Genomic DNA, 17146 nt, shown 5'->3' on the forward strand with positions numbered 1-17146 from the left:
CTCGGACGTGTGTTCCTGACGATCAGTACTACCGGCAATCAGGAGCGTCCCGCGACCGACCTCGGCTTTCTGCTGCACAAGCACCCCGACAAGGCGCAGACGTTCTCCACTTCCCACGGCACGGCGCACGTCCTCTACCCCGAGGCGTCCGTCGAGCGGTGCACCGCCGCGCTCCTGCTGGAGGTGGATCCGGTGGCGCTCGTGCGGCGCGGCAAAGGCAAGGGGCGCGGCGGCTCGCCCGATTCCGCGCTCGCGCAGTACGTCAACGACCGGCCGTACGCCGCGTCGTCGCTGCTGGCCGTCGCCCTGAGCGCGGTGTTCAAGAGTGCCCTGCAGGGCGTGTGCAACGCGCGCCCCGAGCGCGCCGCGGCGCCCCTGCCGCTGCGTATCGAGGTGCCCGCGCTGCCCGCCCGCGGCGGCGCCGAGCTGGTGACGAAGCTGTTCGCGCCGCTGGGCTGGACGACGGTGCGGGCCGAACCGGTGCCGCTGGACGAGCAGTTCCCGGAGTGGGGCGACTCGCGGTACGTACAACTCGTGCTGGAGGGCGAGCTGCGGCTCTCCGACGCCCTGCGCCAGCTCTACGTCCTGCTGCCGGTCCTGGACGACGCGAAGCACTACTGGGTCGCGCCCGACGAGGTGGACAAGCTGCTGCGGGCCGGCGAGGGCTGGCTGGCCGAGCACCCCGAGCAGAAGCTGATCACCAGCCGCTACCTGTCGCGCCGCTGGAGCCTCACCCGGCAGGCCATGGAGCGCCTCGAACTGGTACGTCTGGCCGAGGCCGACGACCTGGAGGTCGAGGAGATCGACAACGCCGTCGACGAGACGACGGACACCGACGAGCGGCCCCTGCCGCTCGCCGCGCAGCGCCGGGACGCGATCCTCCGGGCGCTCGGCGCAGCCGGGGCGAGCCGGGTGCTCGACCTGGGCTGCGGGCAGGGCCAGTTGGTGCAGGCGCTGCTCAAGGACGTGAAGTTCACCGAGATCGTGGGTGTGGACGTGTCCATGCGCGCGCTCACCATCGCCTCGCGGCGGCTCAAGCTCGACCGGATGGGCGAGCGGCAGGCCGAACGCGTGAAGCTGATGCAGGGCTCGCTCACGTACACGGACAAACGGCTCACGGGGTACGACGCCGCCGTGCTCAGCGAGGTCATCGAGCACCTCGACCTGCCGAGGCTCCCGGCCCTGGAGTACGCCGTGTTCGGGTCGGCGCGCCCGCGGACCGTCCTCGTGACGACGCCGAACGTCGAATACAACGTGCGCTGGGAGACCCTGCCCGCAGGGCATGTGCGGCACGGTGACCACCGCTTCGAGTGGACGCGCGAGGAGTTCCACGGCTGGGCGGAACAGGTGGCCGAACGGCACGGTTACGGCGTCGAGTTCGTGGCCGTCGGCCCCGAGGACCCCGAAGTGGGCCCGCCCACCCAGATGGCTGTGTTCACCATGATCGCCCAGGACAAGCAGGGCAAGCAGGACAAGCAGGCCGGGCACGCCGGGCAGGACAAGAAGGAGGCGAAAGCCGCATGAGCACCACCACCCGCACGCTTCCCGTCACCGACCTGTCCCTCGTGGTCCTGGTCGGTGCCACCGGTTCCGGCAAGTCCACTTTCGCCCGCCGGCACTTCAGGCCCACCGAGGTCATCTCCTCCGACTTCTGCCGAGGCCTCGTCGCCGACGACGAGAACGACCAGAGCGCGAGCCGCGACGCCTTCGACGTCCTGCACTACATCGCGGGCAAGCGGCTCGAGGCAGGGCGGCTCACCGTCGTCGACGCGACCAATGTGCAGCCGGAGAGCAGGAAGCAGCTCGTCCAGCTGGCCAGGAAGTACGACGTACTGCCGATCGCCATCGTGCTCGACCTGCCGGAAGAGGTGTGCGCGGAGTGCAACGCCGTACGCCCCGACCGGGCCGGGATGCCGCGCCACGTCATCCAGCGGCACCGGCGCGAGCTGCGCCGTTCACTGCGGAGCCTGGAGCGCGAGGGCTTCCGCAAGGTGCACATCCTGCGCAGCGTCGAGGAGGTCGACGCCGCCGAAGTGGTGCTGGAACGCCGCTACAACGACCTCACCCACCTCACCGGCCCCTTCGACATCATCGGTGACATCCACGGCTGCCGTTCCGAGCTGGAGACCCTGCTCGGCAAGCTGGGTTACGTCGACGGTTCGCACCCCGAGGGGCGTACGGCCGTCTTCGTCGGCGACCTCGTCGACCGCGGCCCGGACAGCCCCGGCGTACTGCGCCGGGTGATGGGCATGGTCGCCTCCGGCGACGCGCTGTGCGTGCCCGGGAACCACGAGAACAAGCTCGGCCGTTACCTCAAGGGCAGGAACGTCCAGCACACGCACGGACTCGCCGAGACGATCGAGCAGTTGGAGAAGGAGGACGACACCTTCAAGGAGCAGGTGCGGGAGTTCATCGACGGCCTCGTCAGCCACTACGTCCTCGACGGCGGCAACCTCGTCGTGTGCCACGCGGGTCTGCCCGAGAAGTATCACGGCCGCACCTCGGGCCGGGTCCGCTCGCACGCGCTGTACGGCGAGACCACCGGCGAGACCGACGAGTTCGGCCTGCCCGTGCGCTACCCGTGGGCCGAGGACTACCGCGGCCGCGCCGCCGTCGTCTACGGCCACACACCCGTGCCCAACACCTCCTGGATCAACAACACCATCTGCCTCGACACCGGCGCGGTCTTCGGCGGCAGGATGACGGCGCTGCGCTGGCCGGAGCGTGAGCTCGTCGACGTACCGGCCGAGAAGGTCTGGTACGAGCCGGTGAAGCCGCTCACCACTGAGGCGCCCGGCGGACACGACGGCCGTCCGCTGGACCTCGCCGACGTGCACGGTCGCCGCGTCGTCGAGACGCGGCACATGGGCCGGGTCGCCGTACGCGAGGAGAACGCGGCGGCGGCGCTCGAAGTGATGAGCCGCTTCGCCGTGGACCCGCGTCTGCTCGCCTACCTGCCGCCGACGATGTCCCCGACCGGTACGTCGCACGTCGACGGCTACCTGGAGCACCCCGCCGAGGCCTTCGCGACGTACAAGGCCGACGGTGTGGGGAGAGTCGTGTGCGAGGAGAAGCACATGGGCTCGCGGGCGGTGGCGCTGGTCTGCCGGGACGCGGACGTGGCGCGTGAGCGGTTCGGCGTGGACGGTCCCACCGGCGTCATCCACACCCGCACCGGCCGCCCCTTCTTCGACGAAGAGAGCATCACCGAGCTGATCATCGGCCGGCTGCGCACCGCCGTCACGGAGGCCGGCCTCTGGGACGAGCTCCAGACGGACTGGCTGCTTCTCGACGCGGAGCTGATGCCCTGGTCGCTCAAGGCGTCGGGCCTGCTGCGTCATCAGTACGCCGCCGTGGGCGCCGCAGCGCGCTCGGTGTTCCCCGGCGCCCTGGCGGCGCTCGAAGGGGCGGCAGCGCGCGGTGTCGACGTGAACGGGCTGCTGGCGACGCAGCGCGAACGGGCCGCCGACGCCGAGGCGTTCACCGACGCCTACCGGCGCTACTGCTGGCCGACCCAGGGGCTGGAGGGGGTGCGGCTGGCACCGTTCCAGTTGCTCGCCGTCCAGGGGCGTTCGCTCGCGGGCGTACCGCACGACGAACAGCTGGCCTGGCTGGACCGGCTGGTCGAGCACGACCCGACCGCGCTTCTCCAGACCACCCGCAGGCTGATCGTCGACACCGGCGACCCGGCTTCCGTCCAGTCGGGCATCGACTGGTGGCTGGAGATGACCAGCAGGGGCGGCGAGGGCATGGTCGTCAAGCCGGTCGAGGCGCTCGCACGGGACGGGAAGAACCGGCTCGTGCAGCCGGGCATCAAGGTGCGCGGCCGTGAGTACCTGCGGATCATCTACGGTCCCGAGTACACGCGCCCCGAGCAGCTCGAAAAGCTGCGGAACCGATTCCTGGGCCACAAGCGCTCGCTCGCCCTGCGCGAGTACGCGCTGGGTCTTGAGGCGCTGGACCGGCTGGCCGAGGGGGAGCCGCTGTGGCGGATCCACGAGGCCGTCTTCGCGGTGCTGGCACTGGAGTCGGAGCCGGTCGACCCCCGGCTGTGATCCCGTCGGCGTATGCGGCCCCCGGTGCGAAAAGTGATCGCTTCGTACCGGGGAGCGCCATACCGACGCGTGTGCGGCCGCGCTCGGCCAGGATGGAGCCATGGGATTCCATGTCGATTCCGAGACCGGGCGGCTGCGCCGCGTCATACTCCACCGACCGGATCTGGAGCTGAAGCGCCTCACTCCCGGCAACAAGGACGCGCTGCTCTTCGACGACGTGCTGTGGGTGCGCCGCGCGCGCCAGGAGCACGACGGATTCGCCGACGTCCTGCGCGACCGGGGCGTCGAGGTGCACCTCTTCGGTGATCTGCTGCGCGAGTCGCTGGAGATCACGACGGCCAGGAACCTCGTGCTGGACCGGGTCTTCAACGAGAAGGAGTACGGGCCGCTCGCCACCGATCACCTGCGTGAGGCCTTCGACGAGCTGCCCGTGGCGGATCTGGTCGAGGCGCTGGTCGGGGGCATGACGAAGCGCGAGTTCCTGGAGTGCCACTCCGAGCCGACGTCCGTCCGCTTCCACGTCATGGACCTGGACGACTTCTTGATCGAGCCGCTGCCGAACCATCTCTTCACGCGGGACACCTCGGCCTGGATCTACGACGGTGTGTCCATCAACGCGATGCGCTGGCCGGCCCGGCAGCGCGAGACCATTCACTTCGAGGCGATCTACAAGCACCATCCGCTCTTCAAGAGCCCGCAGGCGGGTGCCTTCCACCACTGGTCGGAGGGCCAGCACGACTACCCCTCCACCATCGAGGGCGGCGATGTCCTGGTCATCGGGAATGGCGCCGTCCTGATCGGGATGAGCGAGCGCACCACCCCGCAGGCCGTGGAGATGCTCGCCCGCGGGCTCTTCGAGGCGGGCTCGGCCACCACCATCGTGGCACTCGACATGCCCAAGCACCGGGCGTTCATGCACCTCGACACCGTGATGACCATGGTCGACGGCGAGACGTTCACGCAGTACGCCGGGCTCGGCATGCTCCGCTCGTACACCATCGAACCGGGCGTCGGTGAGCGCGAGTTGAAGGTCACCGACCACCCTCCGGAGCACATGCACCGGGCCATAGCGGCAGCGCTGGGCCTCGACGGCATCCGGGTGCTGACTGCCGTCCAGGACGTGCACGCGGCGCAGCGCGAGCAGTGGGACGACGGCTGCAATGTGCTGGCGGTCGAGCCCGGCGTCGTCGTCGCCTACGAGCGCAACGTCACCACCAACACCCACCTGCGCAAGGAGGGCATCGAGGTCATCGAGATCAAGGGCAGTGAACTGGGCAGGGGACGGGGTGGCCCCCGGTGCATGAGCTGCCCGGTCGAACGCGACGCTGTATAGTGATGCGTTCATTCGCATATACTTCCACCACTCGCCCCGCATACGCGCACACAAGCGACCGACCCAGGAGCAGCCACCATGGCGACAGACCTCGCAGGCCGCCACCTCCTCAAGGAGCTGGACTTCACCGCCGAGGAGTTCCGCGGCCTGATCGACCTCGCCGCCGAGCTCAAGGCCGCCAAGAAGGCCGGCACCGAGGTGCCGCGGTTGCGCGGCAAGAACATCGCGCTGATCTTCGAGAAGACCTCCACCCGCACGCGCTGCTCGTTCGAGGTCGCCGCCGCCGATCAGGGTGCGTCGACGACGTACCTCGACCCCTCCGGCTCGCAGATGGGGCACAAGGAGTCGGTGAAGGACACGGCGCGGGTGCTGGGCCGGATGTTCGACGGGATCGAGTACCGCGGGGACAGTCAGGCCGCCGTCGAGGAGCTGGCCGCGTACGCCGGTGTCCCGGTCTTCAACGGGCTCACCGACGACTGGCACCCCACCCAGATGCTCGCCGACGTACTCACCATGACCGAGCACTGCGCCAAGCCCCTGGAGCGGATGGCATTCGCCTATCTGGGTGACGCCCGCTTCAACATGGGCAACTCCTACCTGGTCACCGGCGCCCTGCTCGGCATGGACGTGCGCATCGTCGCGCCGAAGGCGTACTGGCCGGCCGAGGAGATCGTCGCGCAGGCCCGCAAGGCCGCCGAACTGAGCGGTGCGCGCGTCACTCTCACCGAGGACGTCGCCGAAGGCGTCCTGGGCGCCGACTTCGTCGCCACCGACGTGTGGGTGTCCATGGGGGAGCCCAAGGAGGTCTGGGCCGAGCGCATCGAGGCCCTCGCTCCGTACGCCGTGACCATGGACGTACTGCGCGCCACCGGGAACGCGGACGTGAAGTTCCTGCACTGCCTGCCGGCCTTCCACGACCTCGGCACCAAGGTCGGCCGCGAGATCCACGAGCGGTACGGCCTCACGGAACTGGAAGTCACCGACGAGGTCTTCGAATCGGCGCACTCGGTCGTCTTCGACGAGGCCGAGAACCGCATGCACACGATCAAGGCGGTGCTGGTCGCCACCATGGCGGGAGGCGACGGCGCCGCGTAGCCGGGACGCGGTCGCCGGATGCCTCGTGGCTCGTCATGGCGCTGCCCGCGATGGTGTGCGGCAAAGGTGACGCGCCACGAGCGGGGGACACCGCATCCTGCGGCGTAATGCGAGCCCTGGACGCGGTATCGCGTCCTCATGACGACAGTCACATAGGGGTGATACCTTCGAGTGGCAGGCACCTGCCGCACGGCTGAAGGAGGCCCCGCCCCCCATGAGCCCCTTTCCCAGCTCCGCACCGCGCACGCAGCAGTGGCACCACCTGCGGCTGACCATCGAGGACGGCGTCGCCACCGTCACTCTCGCCCGGCCGGAGAAACTCAACGCCCTCACCTTCGGCGCGTACGCCGATCTGCGCGACCTGCTCGCCGAGCTGGCCCGCGAGCGCACCGTGCGCGCCCTGGTCCTCGGCGGTGAGGGCCGCGGGTTCTGCTCGGGCGGCGACGTCGACGACATCATCGGCGCCACACTCGCCATGGACACCGCCCAGCTCCTCGACTTCAACCGGATGACCGGGCAGGTCGTACGGGCGCTGCGCGAATGCCCCTTCCCCGTGATCGCCGCCGTGCACGGGGTGGCCGCGGGCGCGGGCGCCGTGCTGGCCCTCGCCGCCGACTTCCGGATCGCCGACCCCTCCGCCCGCTTCGCCTTCCTCTTCACCAAGGTCGGCCTGTCGGGCGGCGACATGGGCGCGGCGTATCTGCTGCCGCGCGTCGTCGGGCTCGGGCACGCGACGAGGCTGCTGATGCTCGGCGAGCCGGTACGGGCTTCCGAGGCGGAGCGGATCGGCCTGATCAGCGAGATGACGGACGAGGGGCTGGCCGACGTTCGCGCCGCCGAGCTGGCCCGCCGCCTGGCCGACGGCCCGGCCCTGGCGTACGCCCAGACGAAAGCGCTGCTCACCGCCGAGCTCGACATGCCGCTCGCCGCGGCCGTCGAACTGGACGCCGCCACGCAGGCGCTACTGATGAACGGCGACGACTACGCGGAATTTCACGCGGCGTTCACCGAGAAGCGCGTCCCGAAGTGGCGGGGGCGTTAGCGATGCCGCGCACGCACGAACAGGACCCCGAACCCGGCCCCGATCAGGACACCGGACGGGGCGAGGTCCGTGAGGTCGGCGAGGTCCGCGAGGCCGGTGACGTCGGCGAGGTCCGTGAGGCCAGTGAGGCCAGTGAGGCCCCAGAGGTTCCGGCGGCCCCGGAGGCCTCGGCGGCCCCGGAGCTTCGCCAGGCGCAGCAAGCGTCCCCGCCGTTGCGGGTCGCCGTTGTCGGTGGTGGGCCCGGTGGGCTCTACGCCGCTGCCCTTCTCAAACGGCTCGATCCCGCACGCGAGATAACCGTCTGGGAGCGGGGCGCCCCCGACGACACCTTCGGCTTCGGGGTCGTCCTCTCCGACGAGACCCTCGGCGGGATCGAGCATGCCGACCCCGTCGTCTACCGCGCGCTCCAGGAGGAGTTCGTGCGGTGGGACGACATCGACATCGTCCATCGCGGCCTGACCCTGACCTCCGGCGGCCACGGTTTCGCCGCCCTCGGCCGCCGCCGGCTCCTGGAGATCCTGCACGAGCGCTGCCGCTCGCTCGGCGTCGGCCTGCGCGTCCGCGAGGAGGCGCCGCCCGCCGCCGAACTCTCCGCGGCGTACGACCTCGTCATCGCCGCCGACGGCGTGCACAGCCTCACCCGCGCGGCGTACGCCGATGTCTTCCGCCCCCGCGTCACCACCCACCGCTGCCGCTACATCTGGCTCGCCGCCGACTTCGCCTTCGACGCCTTCCGGTTCGAGATCGCGGAGACCGAACACGGCGTCATGCAACTGCACGGCTACCCCTACGCAAAGGACGCGTCGACCGTCATCGTCGAGATGCGCGAGGAGGTCTGGCGGGCCGCCGGTCTCGACCGCTGCGACGAGGCCGAATCGACCGAGCGCTGCGCCAGGATCTTCGCCGACGCGCTGGGCGGGCGGGCCCTGCGCGGGAGCGCTGGGAGCGCTGGGAGCGCTGTGTCTTCTGGGGGAATGCCCCCCAGGCCCCCCTCGTCCTGGATCGCGTTCCGTACCGTCGTCAACGACCGCTGGAGTTACGGCAACACGGTCCTGCTCGGCGACGCCGCCCACACCGCCCACTTCTCCATCGGCTCGGGAACCAAGCTCGCCGTCGAGGACGCCCTGGCGCTGGCCGCGTGCATCGAGGAGCAGCCCGGCCTGCCGGCCGCCCTCGCCGCGTACGAGAGTGAGCGCCGCCCCGTCGTCGCGTCCACGCAGCGCGCGGCCGCCGCCAGCCTGCGCTGGTTCGAGGAACTCGCCACGTATCTCGACCAGCCGCCACGGCAGTTCGCCTTCAACCTGCTCACCCGGAGCCGACGCGTCACCCACGACAACCTGCGACTGCGCGACCCCGCTTTCACCGGCGCCGTCGAGGAGGACTTCGGCTGCCCGCCCGGTACGCCCCCGATGTTCACCCCCTTCCGGCTGCGCGGTCTGACCCTGCGCAACCGGGTCGTTGTCTCACCCATGGACATGTACTCGGCGGTCGACGGCGTACCCGGCGACTTCCACCTCGTCCACCTGGGCGCGCGCGCCCTCGGGGGAGCGGGGCTGGTCATGACCGAGATGGTGTGCGTCAGCCCGGAGGGCCGCATCACCCCCGGCTGCGCGGGCCTGTACACCGCCGAACAGGCCGCCGCCTGGCGCCGGGTCACTGACTTCGTGCACCGCCAGTCACCCGGAACGGCCGTCGGCGTGCAGCTCGGCCACTCGGGGCGCAAGGGCTCGACGCGGCTGATGTGGGACGGCATCGACCAGCCGCTGGACGACGGCAACTGGCCCGTCGCGGCCGCGTCTCCGCTGCCGTACCGGCCGGGCGTCAACCAGATCCCGCGCGAGCTCGACGTGGACGGACTCGCCCGTATCCGCGAACAGTTCGTCTCGGCGGCGAGGCGCGCGGCCGACTGCGGCTTCGACCTCCTCGAACTGCACTGCGCCCACGGCTACTTGCTCTCCGGTTTCCTCTCCCCTCTCACCAACCAACGAACGGACGCGTACGGCGGTTCCCTCGCCGGGCGGCTGCGGTTCCCGCTGGAGGTCTTCGACGCGGTACGCGACGTCTGGCCCGGCGACAGACCGATGACCGTCCGGATCTCCGCCACGGACTGGGCGCAGGGCGGTACGACGGCCGAGGACGCGGTCGAGATCGCGCGCGCGTTCGCCGCGCGCGGGGCCGACGCGATCGACGTGTCGACCGGGCAGGTCGTGCCGGACGAGGCGCCGGAGTACGGGCGTTCGTACCAGACGCCGTACGCCGACCGCATCCGCAACGCGCTGGGGGTGCCGGTGATAGCCGTCGGCGCGATTTCGTCCTGGGACGACGTGAACTCGCTGCTGCTGGCGGGGCGTGCGGACCTGTGCGCGCTCGCCCGGCCGCACCTGTACGACCCGCACTGGACGCTGCACGCGGCGGCCGAGCAGGGCTACTCGGGCCCCGGCGCGCCCTGGCCCCTCCCGTACCGCGCGGGCAGCCGTACGCCGCCGACGGGGCGGACGGACGCGCCGAAGCCGAGGCTGAGTTTGGGGTGAGGACGGCGGGCGGGTGGCGCGCAGGGAGCGCCGGACGGCCCGGATTCGCCGCACAGCGGCGACCCGCCGCAGCGAGACGCATGGCGCGCCGTCACCGCGCTACCCCGCCGGCGCGATCTCCACCCGGTCCGCCACCGGGCGGTAGCCGATGCGCTGGTACACCCCGTTGCTCGTGGGGTTCGCGAGGTCCGTGAAGAGCAGCACCTCACCCGCCCCCGCACCCCGCGCATCCGCGCTCACCGCCGCCGTGACCGCCGCCGCGTACCCGCGCCTCCGCCATCGCGGCGGCGTGTAGACCGGCGCCACCCGCACCGTCCCCGCGGCAGGCCGCGAGACGCCCGCCATCGCCACCGGGACGCCGTCGTCCTCCCACAGGGACAGGTCGCCGTACGTGAGACGGTCGTCCACCGCACGTCCGGCGCCGGGGCCGGGGTGACCGGCTTCCCGGCGGAAGGCCTCCACCCACTCGACCAGCAGCTCCCGGTCGGCCGCGGCCGCCACCCGCGCGCGCCCCGGCGGTGCGGGGTCCGGCGGGGTCAGCTCCCCGAGCCGGTACAGGCGCTGCTCCAGCACGGTGGTGACCTCCGCGCCCGCCCGCCGCCACCGCGACGCCAGCGCCCGTGCCGTCTCCCGCTCCGCGCTGACCGCCGGGCCGCCCAGCTCCGTGCACGCCTGCGCCAGCGGCGCCACCGCCTCCGCGGGCACGGTCCCGACCAGCACCGCGTGCGGCGGTGTCCACAGCAGCGCGCCGTCCACGCGGCCGTCCGCGCCGCGCCACCATCCGTACCGGGGGGTGCCTTCGCCGTACGCGTCGTCACCACGCCGCCGCAGGGTTTCGGCGACGGTCAGCAGCAGCGTGTTCTCCACGGGCCGCGCGGCGACGGCGGCGCCCGCGACGGCCAGGTACTCGTCCAGGTCTTCGGTGAAGGTCCAGGTCATGTCACATGCTGCCCGGCGGCCCCCGGCTCCGTCACGCGGTTTTCGGGTCGTCCCCGCGGTGTACGAACTCCGCCCCCGCGTCCCGCAGCCGCTCGTGCAGGCCGGCGAACACCGCCGCCGAGCGCGCGCCCGGCCAGTCCGCCGGCAGCAGTTCGGCGGGCAGGCCGGGATCGGCGTACGGCAGGCGGCGCCAGGAGTCGAGCGCCAGCAGGTAGTCCCGGTAGGCCTGCTCCGGGTCCGGCGGCGGTGGGCCGCCGGGACCCGCCGCCTTCTCCCGCGCCACCCACCCGCGCAGCACCGGCTCGTGCAGGTCGAGGAACTGCTCGTGCTGCTTGGCGATCGCCGTCAGGTCCCACCAGCGCGCCACCGCCTCCTGCGTCGCCGCGAAGCCGAGGTGCTCCCCGCGGAAGAGATCGACGTACGGGGAGAGCTGGAGGCGCTCCATCGTGTGGCGGGTCTCCTCGTACAGCCGCGCGGGCGCGATCCACACGCCCGGCGCGGCCGACCCGAAGCCGAGGCGGGCGAGGCGGGAGCGCAGTACGTGCCGCTTGGCGCGCTCCGACTCGGGGACCGAGAAGACCGCCAGCACCCAGCCTTCGGAAAGCCGCGGCGCGGGGTGCTCGTAGATGCGGCGGTCGCCGTCGTTGAGAAGCTGCTGGGCGTCGTCGGACAGCGCGTACCCGGCGGCGCCCTCCGGTGTACGGGCGGCGACGAGCAGGCCGCGGCGTTTGAGCCGGGACACCGACGAGCGCACCGACGGCGCGTCGACCCCGACGGCGGCCAGCAGCCGGATGAGCTCGGCCACCGGCATGGGCTCCCCGCCTCCGCCGGGAGTGCGTCCGTACGCGCCGTAGAGGGAGACGATCAGGGAACGGGGGGTGTGCTGCTCGGCCACCTGATCACTCTACGGCTGTCACTCCGCGGCCGCCCGCAGCCGGAAGCGCTGGAGCTTGCCGGTCGGCGTGCGGGGGAGGGCGTCGAGGAAGACGATGTCGCGCGGGCACTTGTACGGTGCCAGCTCGGCCCTGACGAAGTCGCGCAGCAGGGCGGTGGTCGCCTCGCCGCGCGCCACCCCGTCGCGCAGCACGGCGTACGCCACGACGACCTGGCCACGCAGTTCGTCGGCCCGGCCCACGACCGCCGCCTCCACCACGTCCGGATGGCGCAGCAGCGCCTCCTCGACCTCGGGGCCCGCGATGTTGTACCCCGCCGAGATGATCATGTCGTCGGCGCGGGCGACATAGCGGAAGTACCCGTCCGGATCGCGCACGTACGTGTCGCCGGTGAGGTTCCAGCCGCCGCGCGCGTACTGCCTCTGGCGGTCGTCCGCGAGGTAGCGGCAGCCCACCGGACCGCGCACCGCCAGCAGCCCGGGCTCGCCGTCGGGCACCGGCCGGCCCGACGCGTCGACCACCCGAGCCTCCCAGCCCGGCACCGGCACGCCCGTGGTCCCCGGCCTGATCGCCTCGTCCGCCGCCGAGATGAAGATGTGCAGCAGCTCGGTCGCGCCGATGCCGTTGATGAGGCGTAACCCGGTGCGCTCGTACCAGGCATGCCAGGTCGCGGCGGGCAGATTCTCACCCGCCGAGACGCAGCGGCGCAGGGCGCTCAGGTCGTACCCGCCCAGGTCGTCCAGCATCGCGCGGTACGCCGTCGGCGCGGTGAAGAGCACCGACACCCGGTGCCGGGCCAGGGCGGGCAGCAACTGCTTGGGGCCGGCCTGTTCGAGCAGCAGCGCCGACGCGCCCGCCCGCATCGGGAAGATCACCAGACCGCCCAGCCCGAAGGTGAAACCCAGCGGTGGACTGCCCGCGAAGACGTCGCCGGGCTCCGGTTTGAGCACATGGCGCGAGAAGGTGTCGGCTATGGCCAGCACGTCCCGGTGGAAGTGCATGCAGCCCTTGGGGCGCCCCGTCGTCCCCGAGGTGAAGGCGATCAGCGCGACATCGTCGGCGGACGTCTCCACGGCGGCGTACCGCGACGGCTTGCCGGCCGCCGCCCGCAGCAGGTCGTCGGGTCCGTCGCCGCCGTACGCCGTGATGCGCAGCCCCGGCACCTCCGCCTTCACGAGGTCGTCGACGGCCCGTACGTCGCACAGGGCGTGGCGGACCCGCGCGATCTCGCACATGGTCGCCAGCTCGGACGCCCGCTGCTGCGCCAGCACCGTCACCGCCACCGCGCCCGCCTTCATCACCGCGAGCCAGCAGGCCGCCAGCCACGGTGTGGTGGGCCCGCGCAGCAGGACGCGGTTGCCGGGCACGACACCCAGGTCGGAGGTGAGGACGTGCGCGATGCGGTCGGCGCGGCCGAGCAGTTCGCCGTACGTCCAGACCGCACCGGCAGCGGTACGGAAGACGGGCCGGCCGGGGCCGAAGCGTTCGACCGTACGGTCCAAGAGCTCCGCCCCGCAGTTGAGCCGGTCGGGATAGCGCAGCTCCGGACGGTCCAAGAGCAGCTGCGGCCACTGATGAGCGGGCGGAAGCTGGTCGCGGGGAAAGGTATCGATGTGCGCTGAGGTCTTCAGCTCCATGACGGGATCGCCCCCTTGTCGCCTGTTGAGCGTATCGTTTGGGTGACGACAGTCAACGGTTCGCGATAAGAGCGGGGTGCGAGGACATGACGGGATTCGCGCTGGACCCTCGACAGCAGGCGTGGTGCGAGCGACTGCGCACCCTGGCTGCGACCCATTTGCGCCCTCTCGCCGACAAGGGGGAACGGGGCAGGGTGAACCGCCCGTTGGTCGCCGCCCTCGGCGAACACGGGCTGACTGCCCGTCTCTTCGACTCGGGGGCCATGGACCTGTGCCTGATGCGTGAATCGCTCGCCCGTGCCTGCACCGAGGCCGAGACCGCCCTCGCCCTGCAAGGGCTCGGAGCCAGTCCCGTCGCCAGGGCGGGCACCGCCGAACAGCGGGCGCGGTGGCTGCCCGAGGTGACTGCGGGGCGTGCGATCGCCGCCTTCGCGCTCAGTGAGCCGGGCGCGGGATCGGACGCCGCGGCGCTGTCGCTCAAGACCGTACCGGAGGGGGACGGATGGCGCCTGTCCGGTGAGAAGCTGTGGATCTCCAACGCGCCGGAAGCCGACTTCTACACCGTGTTCGCCCTGACCACCGAGGGCGCCGGGGCCCGCGGCGTCACCGCGTTCCTGGTCCCCGCAGGCCGCCCCGGCCTGACCGGCACACCGCTCGACATGCTCTCGCCGCACCCCATCGGCGCGCTGGCCTTCGACGGCGTACCCGTCACCCGCGCCGATGTGATCGGCGAGGTGGACCGCGGCTTCCGCATCGCGATGGACACCCTCAACCTTTTCCGCCCCAGCGTCGGCGCCTTCGCCGTCGGCATGGCGCAGGCCGCCCTCGACGCGGCCCTCGACCACACCGCGAACCGCACCGCCTTCGGCGGGCTGCTCAAGGACCTCCAGTCGGTGGCCCACCAGGTCGCCGAGATGGCGACCCGCACGGAGGCCGCGCGCCTGCTCGTGTACGCCGCCGCCTGCGCCTACGACGCCGGAGCACCCGGTGTCCCGCGCCGCGCGGCGATGGCCAAACTCTTCGCCACCGAGACCGCCCAGTACGTCGTCGACGCCGCGGTCCAGCTGCACGGCGCCCGCGCCCTCCAGCGCGGCCACCTGCTCGAACACCTCTACCGTGAGGTGCGGGCGCCCCGTATCTACGAAGGCGCCACCGAGGTCCAGCGCACGATCATCGCGAAGGAGCTGTACCGATGAGCACGCACCGACCGCACCATCTGCACCGCGTCAACCCGGCCGAGCTCTCCCCGCCCAGCGGCTTCTCGCACGCCGTCACCGCCACCGGGTCCCAACTGGTCTTCCTTGCGGGGCAGACCGCGCTCGACACGGACGGCAAGGTCGTCGGCGACACGCTCCCCGCCCAGTTCGAGAAGGCGCTCAGCAACCTCCTCACGGCGCTTCACGCCGCCGGGGGCGCCCCCGCCGACCTGGCCCGCGTCACCGTCTACGCCACCGATGTCGCCGAGTACCGCGCCCACGCCCCCGAACTCGGCCGCATCTGGAGCCGGCTGGCGGGCCGCGACTACCCCGCCATGGCGGTGATCGGCGCGGTCCGCCTCTGGGACGAACAGGCCATGGTCGAGCTGGACGGCGTGGCCGTGCTGCCCTGATTCGCCTTGCTCGGGCGGGCTGCATCGGCGTGCCGCTCCGACCGGCTGCTCCGGTGCTGCGCCGACGTGCCGCTCCGCCGTGTTGACCCGGCGTGCTGCCCCGGCGTGCCGCCCCCGCGCACTGCCCCGGCGTGCCGCCCCGCCGTGTTGACCCGGTGCACGCCCCCCGGCTACGACCGGTCGTCGTACGGCTTCAGCTCCTTCGCCCTCTCGTTCACCGCCGGGTCCACAAAGACGCTCCAGCGCGGACTGGTCACGATCGTCCGCAACTCGCCCAGCGTCAGCGGAGGTTCGAGGCCGAGGACGGGACCGTCCGCGACGTCCTTTCCGTTCGCCGTTCCCGCCACGATCCTCGTCCCGTCCGGCCGCAGCAGATCCGCGTGCCGCCTGACCAGGAGCCCGGAGCGGTCCTCGTACACCATCAGCACCGACCCGTCAGCCAGGTTGACCGTCCCGCAGGAGGCCATGCTCCCGTCCGGCTCGCGGTGCTCGCAGGAGTAGAAGTCCGCCAGCTTCTCGCCCTTCTGAGCGCTCATGTCCCGCCCGAACCCCGGCTGCACATTGACCTGCACCTCCGACCCGGCCAGGGGACCGTCCACCGAGAGCCGCCCGAACGTCTCGTACGCCTCCGGTGGCGTGCCCTGCCCCATGTATCCCGAGGTGCCCGGCTCGCCGGGCAGCAGCTCCTTCAGCGTCTGTACGGTGGCCCGGCCCGTGAGCCGTTCCTTGCCGGCCGGCGGGGACGGGGACATCGGCTGCCGGGAGAAGTCGGGGATCACCACCTTGGCCGTGCCACCGCCCGGCGCGGCCGGCAGCGCCTGCTCGACGCTCCCCGTGTACGACGGCAGGTACGCGCCGAACAGCGACATCCCCGCCATCACCCCCGTGACCGCGCACACCCCGAGGCCGGCGGCGATCCGGCGGCGCCTGCGCACTTTGCGGCCGTACCGCGTGGCCCCTTCGACCAGCGCGGGCCCCGGAGACCGTACCCCTGCGACGGCGTTCTCCATGGCCCGGCTGAGATCCCGCTCGCCAAATCCGTCAAGCCCGTTCAGCTCGTCCAGCTTCATGTTCCGTCCGCCCCTCGTCAGATGGTGATGAGCGATTCGCGCTCGCTGCCGAGCAGCTCACGGAGTTTGCCGAGCGCGCTCATGCTGCGGTTGCGTACCGTCCCCGCCCGCAGCCCGAGTTCCGCCGCGGTCTGTTCGACGCTGCGGTCCTCCCAGTAGCGCAGTACGAGCACGGCCCGGTCCTTGACCGGCAGCCGCGCCAGGGCCGCGAGCAGCGCGACACGCAACGCCGGGTCGCCCTCGCCGTACCCTGCGCCGGGCACCGCGGGGTCCGGCACGGTCGCGACCGGGCGCTCGCCGCTGCGGCGCAGGCGCTGCTGGGAGAGGTGGGTGCGTATCAGGACCGTACGGACGTACGCGTCCCGGTTGTCGGCGCGCCGTACCCGGCTCCACGAGGCGAAGGCCTTGCCGAGCGCCGTCTGCACCAGATCCTCGGCCTGGTGCCAGTCGCCGCCGGTCAGCAGCAGTGCCGTCCGGAAGAGGCGCGTGCCGCATGTGCTGGCGAACTCCTGGAACTCCTCCAGTCGTTGCTCGGATCTCCGCACTCCGTGTCCTTCCGTCCCGCTGCCGTGAACCGCTCTGTCGTTCTCCCGTACAGACGCTTCGGCGGGCTCACCTTGTCACTGGCCGCCCGGCAGTCGAGGACAGTTGCACGCTGATCGCCGAGGACCAGCCGCAGGCGCTGTGCGCGATCCTGCGGGACTTTATCGCCGGAACGACGCTGAATCCTTCCCTCCGCCGGGCACGGCGGGGTGCCACGAGCGCTCGCAGCGGGCCATCGAACGCCTCGGCGCACAGCGCGAGGGCGTACTGCGATGCCAGCGGGGACTGTGGGGGACGCGGTCAGGTCTTGATCGACTGGTGGGGGGCGTACCCCCGTTTTACGGTCGTCTAGTGGGCGATACCGTCCACGAGACCGTCTTGCGGGGGCGCGGTGCGCCA

The 17146-nt window shown here is 71.8% G+C and carries 13 protein-coding genes; 8 read left to right on the plus strand and 5 right to left on the minus strand.

Annotated features, from left to right (window positions below):
• The first annotated feature begins 9 nt into the window (after positions 1–9).
• The 6 genes from G412_RS0120100 (at position 10) to G412_RS0120125 (ending at position 10056) form a co-directional block, all read left to right on the plus strand.
• The gene (locus G412_RS0120100; protein ID WP_028813642.1) at positions 10–1524 is read left to right on the plus strand and encodes a 3' terminal RNA ribose 2'-O-methyltransferase Hen1; all 1515 of its coding nucleotides are present in this window, start codon (positions 10–12) and stop codon (positions 1522–1524) included.
• A complete protein-coding gene (locus G412_RS0120105) occupies positions 1521–4055 on the plus strand; it encodes a polynucleotide kinase-phosphatase (RefSeq protein WP_028813643.1) in 2535 nt (844 codons plus the stop codon). The genes G412_RS0120100 and G412_RS0120105 overlap by 4 nt, the downstream gene beginning before the upstream one ends.
• Positions 4056–4155: 100 nt before the next feature.
• Positions 4156–5388 carry an arginine deiminase gene (locus G412_RS0120110; protein WP_028813644.1) on the plus strand — a complete coding sequence of 411 codons (1233 nt, stop codon included), beginning with the start codon at positions 4156–4158 and terminating at the stop codon, positions 5386–5388.
• Between the two features lie 78 nt (positions 5389–5466).
• Complete coding sequence (argF, locus tag G412_RS0120115) at positions 5467–6483, plus strand: ornithine carbamoyltransferase (RefSeq protein ID WP_028813645.1); 1017 nt, start codon at positions 5467–5469, stop codon at positions 6481–6483.
• A 214-nt stretch (positions 6484–6697) separates the two neighbouring features.
• Positions 6698–7525: an enoyl-CoA hydratase family protein gene (locus tag G412_RS0120120; protein ID WP_028813646.1), complete on the plus strand. Its 828-nt coding sequence runs from the start codon at positions 6698–6700 to the stop codon at positions 7523–7525.
• Positions 7526–7527: 2 nt separating this feature from the next.
• On the plus strand, positions 7528–10056 hold the full coding sequence (locus tag G412_RS0120125) for a bifunctional salicylyl-CoA 5-hydroxylase/oxidoreductase (RefSeq protein ID WP_244283127.1): 2529 nt from the start codon (positions 7528–7530) through the stop codon (positions 10054–10056).
• Positions 10057–10155: 99 nt separating this feature from the next.
• Here the strand turns inward: G412_RS0120125 and G412_RS0120130 are convergent, their stop codons facing one another.
• The 3 genes from G412_RS0120130 to G412_RS0120140 are packed head-to-tail and all read right to left on the minus strand — an operon-like array spanning position 10156 to position 13525.
• Complete coding sequence (locus G412_RS0120130) at positions 10156–10995, minus strand: GNAT family N-acetyltransferase (RefSeq protein WP_028813648.1); 840 nt, start codon at positions 10993–10995, stop codon at positions 10156–10158.
• A gap of 31 nt (positions 10996–11026) precedes the next feature.
• Positions 11027–11890, minus strand: a complete 864-nt coding sequence (locus G412_RS0120135) for a PaaX family transcriptional regulator (RefSeq protein WP_028813649.1) — start codon at positions 11888–11890, stop codon at positions 11027–11029.
• Between the two features lie 18 nt (positions 11891–11908).
• On the minus strand, positions 11909–13525 hold the full coding sequence (locus G412_RS0120140; protein WP_028813650.1) for an AMP-binding protein: 1617 nt from the start codon (positions 13523–13525) through the stop codon (positions 11909–11911).
• An 86-nt stretch (positions 13526–13611) separates the two neighbouring features.
• Here G412_RS0120140 and G412_RS0120145 point away from each other — a divergent pair, with 86 nt between their 5' ends.
• On the plus strand, positions 13612–14721 hold the full coding sequence (locus tag G412_RS0120145; protein ID WP_028813651.1) for an acyl-CoA dehydrogenase family protein: 1110 nt from the start codon (positions 13612–13614) through the stop codon (positions 14719–14721).
• Positions 14718–15134, plus strand: a complete 417-nt coding sequence (locus G412_RS0120150) for a RidA family protein (RefSeq protein WP_028813652.1) — start codon at positions 14718–14720, stop codon at positions 15132–15134. The genes G412_RS0120145 and G412_RS0120150 overlap by 4 nt, the downstream gene beginning before the upstream one ends.
• 170 nt (positions 15135–15304) lie before the next feature.
• Here G412_RS0120150 and G412_RS0120155 read toward each other — a convergent pair whose 3' ends face one another.
• Positions 15305–16204, minus strand: a complete 900-nt coding sequence (locus tag G412_RS0120155; RefSeq protein WP_028813653.1) for a hypothetical protein — start codon at positions 16202–16204, stop codon at positions 15305–15307.
• A gap of 17 nt (positions 16205–16221) precedes the next feature.
• A complete protein-coding gene (locus tag G412_RS0120160) occupies positions 16222–16749 on the minus strand; it encodes a SigE family RNA polymerase sigma factor (protein ID WP_028813654.1) in 528 nt (175 codons plus the stop codon).
• Positions 16750–17146: the final 397 nt, after the last annotated feature.

The sequence above is a fragment of the Streptomyces flavidovirens DSM 40150 genome (assembly GCF_000429085.1).
Lineage (GTDB): Bacteria > Actinomycetota > Actinomycetes > Streptomycetales > Streptomycetaceae > Streptomyces > Streptomyces flavidovirens.

Coding starts and splice junctions, on each gene's coding strand:
- G412_RS0120110 (WP_028813644.1), top strand. CDS start 4,156: ATGGGATTCCATGTCGATTCCGAGACCGGGCGGCTGCGCCGCGTCATA.
- G412_RS0120145 (WP_028813651.1), top strand. CDS start 13,612: ATGACGGGATTCGCGCTGGACCCTCGACAGCAGGCGTGGTGCGAGCGA.
- G412_RS0120140 (WP_028813650.1), bottom strand. CDS start 13,525: ATGGAGCTGAAGACCTCAGCGCACATCGATACCTTTCCCCGCGACCAG.
- G412_RS0120125 (WP_244283127.1), top strand. CDS start 7,528: ATGCCGCGCACGCACGAACAGGACCCCGAACCCGGCCCCGATCAGGAC.
- G412_RS0120150 (WP_028813652.1), top strand. CDS start 14,718: ATGAGCACGCACCGACCGCACCATCTGCACCGCGTCAACCCGGCCGAG.
- argF (WP_028813645.1), top strand. CDS start 5,467: ATGGCGACAGACCTCGCAGGCCGCCACCTCCTCAAGGAGCTGGACTTC.
- G412_RS0120130 (WP_028813648.1), bottom strand. CDS start 10,995: ATGACCTGGACCTTCACCGAAGACCTGGACGAGTACCTGGCCGTCGCG.
- G412_RS0120105 (WP_028813643.1), top strand. CDS start 1,521: ATGAGCACCACCACCCGCACGCTTCCCGTCACCGACCTGTCCCTCGTG.
- G412_RS0120155 (WP_028813653.1), bottom strand. CDS start 16,204: ATGAAGCTGGACGAGCTGAACGGGCTTGACGGATTTGGCGAGCGGGAT.
- G412_RS0120120 (WP_028813646.1), top strand. CDS start 6,698: ATGAGCCCCTTTCCCAGCTCCGCACCGCGCACGCAGCAGTGGCACCAC.